This window comes from Roseomonas sp. USHLN139 (genome assembly GCF_037145735.1).
Taxonomy (GTDB): Bacteria; Pseudomonadota; Alphaproteobacteria; order Acetobacterales; family Acetobacteraceae; genus Pseudoroseomonas.
Map to the genome: position 1 here is coordinate 2,501 of NZ_JBBCWY010000029.1, position 3,117 is coordinate 5,617.

A 3,117-nucleotide genomic window follows, 5' to 3' on the forward strand; every position below is an offset into this window, starting at 1 on the left:
ATGAGAAGGGCGTTCAGTGGATGCCTTGGCACCAAGAGGCGATGAAGGACGTGGCACGCTGCGATAAGCCGCGGGGAGATGCGAGCGATCGTTGATCCGCGGATGTCCGAATGGGGCAACCCCTCCTTAGGGAGATCCCGGCCTGAATACATAGGGTCGGGAGGCGAACCCGGTGAACTGAAACATCTCAGTAGCCGGAGGAAAAGACATCAACAGAGATTCCCCGAGTAGTGGCGAGCGAAAGGGGACCAGGCCAGTGGTTTTTGCAAGTTCAGTCGAACAGTCTGGAAAGTCTGGCCATAGCGGGTGATAGCCCCGTAGGCGAAAGGCTTGCAAAGATCCTTGAGTAGGGCGGGGCACGTGAAACCCTGTCTGAACGTAGGGGGACCACCCTCTAAGCCTAAATACTCCTTGGTGACCGATAGTGCACAAGTACCGTGAGGGAAAGGTGAAAAGCACCCCGACAAGGGGAGTGAAAGAGACCTGAAACCGAACGCCTACAAGCAGTCGGAGCTCCCTTGTGGAGTGACGGCGTACCTTTTGTATAATGGGTCCGCGAGTTTCTGTTTGCAGCAAGCTTAAGCCGTTAGGTGTAGGCGCAGCGAAAGCGAGTCCGAACAGGGCGCCGAGTTGCAGGCAGAAGACCCGAAACCGAGTGATCTAGCCATGGCCAGGTTGAAGGTGCAGTAACATGCACTGGAGGACCGAACCCACGCCTGTTGAAAAAGTCGGGGATGAGCTGTGGCTAGGGGTGAAAGGCCAATCAAACTCGGAAATAGCTGGTTCTCCGCGAAATCTATTGAGGTAGATCGTCAGGCGAACACCGCCGGAGGTAGAGCACCGGAAGGGCTAGGGGGACCCAAAGTCCTACCAAACCCTACCGAACTCCGAATGCCGGTGAGTGATACCTGGCAGACAGACAGTGGGTGCTAAGGTCCATTGTCGAGAGGGAAACAGCCCAGACCACCAGCTAAGGCCCCCAAATGATGACTAAGTGGGAAAGCATGTGAGACGGCCAAAACAACCAGGAGGTTGGCTTAGAAGCAGCCATCCTTTAAAGAAAGCGTAATAGCTCACTGGTCTAATAGCTGTCTTGCGGCGAAAATGTAACGGGGCTCAAGTCATCTGCCGAAGCTGTGGATGCATCAGCAATGATGCGTGGTAGCGGAGCGTTCCGTAGGCCTGCGAAGGTGAACCGTGAGGTTTGCTGGAGGTATCGGAAGTGCGAATGCGGACATGAGTAGCGACAAGGAGAGTGAGAACCTCTCCCGCCGAAAGTCCAAGGGTTCCTGCGCAAGGCCAATCCGCGCAGGGTGAGCCGGCCCCTAAGGCGAGGGCGACAGCCGTAGCCGATGGAAACCAGGTGAATATTCCTGGGCCTGTCAGAAGTGACGAGTGTGAACCGTTGTTCCTCCTTATCGGATTGGAGGGGCTGCCGGATCACTCCAGGAAATAGCTCTGACATATAGACCGTACCCCAAACCGACACAGGTGGACTGGTTGAGTATACCGAGGCGCTTGAGAGAACCATGCTGAAGGAACTAGGCAAATTACTCGCGTAACTTCGGGATAAGCGAGACCCACCATTGGGCAACCAGCGGTGGGTGGCACAAACCAGGGGGTGGCGACTGTTTAGTAAAAACACAGGGCTCTGCGAAATCGAGAGATGACGTATAGGGTCTGACGCCTGCCCGGTGCTGGAAGGTTAAGGGGAGGAGTGCAAGCTCCGAACCGAAGCCCCAGTAAACGGCGGCCGTAACTATAACGGTCCTAAGGTAGCGAAATTCCTTGTCGGGTAAGTTCCGACCTGCACGAATGGCGTAACGACCTCCCCACTGTCTCCAGCATGGGCTCAGCGAAATTGAATTCCCCGTGAAGATGCGGGGTACCCGTGGTCAGACGGAAAGACCCTATGAACCTTTACTGCAACTTCGCAGTGGCATCAGGAAGGGGCTGTGTAGGATAGGTGGGAGGCTTTGAAGCAGGGGCGCTAGCTTCTGTGGAGCCATCCTTGAAATACCACCCTGCGCCTTTCTGATGTCTAACTGAGCCCCGTAAGCCGGGGCCAGGACCCTGCGTGGTGGGCAGTTTGACTGGGGCGGTCGCCTCCCAAATGGTAACGGAGGCGCGCGATGGTGGGCTCAAGCCGGTCGGACATCGGCTGTTGAGTGCAAAGGCATAAGCCCGCCTGACTGTGAGCGCGACAGCGCGAACAGAGACGAAAGTCGGCCTTAGTGATCCGGTGGTCCCGCGTGGAAGGGCCATCGCTCAACGGATAAAAGGTACTCTAGGGATAACAGGCTGATCTCCCCCAAGAGTCCACATCGACGGGGAGGTTTGGCACCTCGATGTCGGCTCATCGCATCCCGGGGCTGGAGCAGGTCCCAAGGGTTCGGCTGTTCGCCGATTAAAGCGGTACGTGAGCTGGGTTTAGAACGTCGTGAGACAGTTCGGTCCCTATCTGCCATGGGTGTTGGAGACTTGCGAGGATCTGTCCCTAGTACGAGAGGACCGGGATGGACGTACCTCTGGTGTACCGGTTGTTCCGCCAGGAGCATCGCCGGGTAGCTAAGTACGGAACGGATAACCGCTGAAGGCATCTAAGCGGGAAACCAGCCTCTAAACGAGGTCTCCCTAAGGGCCGTGGAAGACCACCACGTCGATAGGCCGCAAGTGGAAGTCTGGTAACAGACGCAGCTGAGCGGTCCTAATAGCCCAATTGATCTCATCTCTATCACACGCAGTCGGCCCCAAAGCCGACACCGCACGCAGCATCAATCCGCACTCACTCAAAACACTCGATCAACATCACCATCCAGACAGCATCATCAGTTCCGATACAGACGTGTCCGGCTCGGTGGCCCGGTGGCCATCGCGGGGTTGCTACACCCGATCCCATCCCGAACTCGGCCGTGAAACACCCCAGCGCCCATGGTACTTCGCCTCAAGGCGCGGGAGAGTAGGTCGCCGCCGGGCCACCAAGCCGGATACCAATCTGTCATCGGTCCTCATGATCTCCACTTGATCAACCATCACCACCGCGGGGTGGAGCAGCCCGGTAGCTCGTCAGGCTCATAACCTGAAGGTCACAGGTTCAAATCCTGTCCCCGCATCCCA

The 3,117-nt window shown here is 57.0% G+C and carries 1 tRNA gene and 2 rRNA genes (1 of these 3 running past the window's edge); all 3 read left to right on the plus strand.

From position 1 onward, the window contains the following. Window positions 1–2,732: ribosomal RNA gene (locus WFI16_RS26855) — 23S ribosomal RNA — on the plus strand (it extends 7 nt beyond the left edge of the window). Window positions 2,733–2,861: 129 nt separating this feature from the next. Next, a 5S ribosomal RNA gene (gene rrf, locus WFI16_RS26860) occupies window positions 2,862–2,976 on the plus strand. 63 nt (window positions 2,977–3,039) lie between these two features. Beyond that, window positions 3,040–3,113 (plus strand) — tRNA-Met (locus WFI16_RS26865). Window positions 3,114–3,117: the final 4 nt, after the last annotated feature.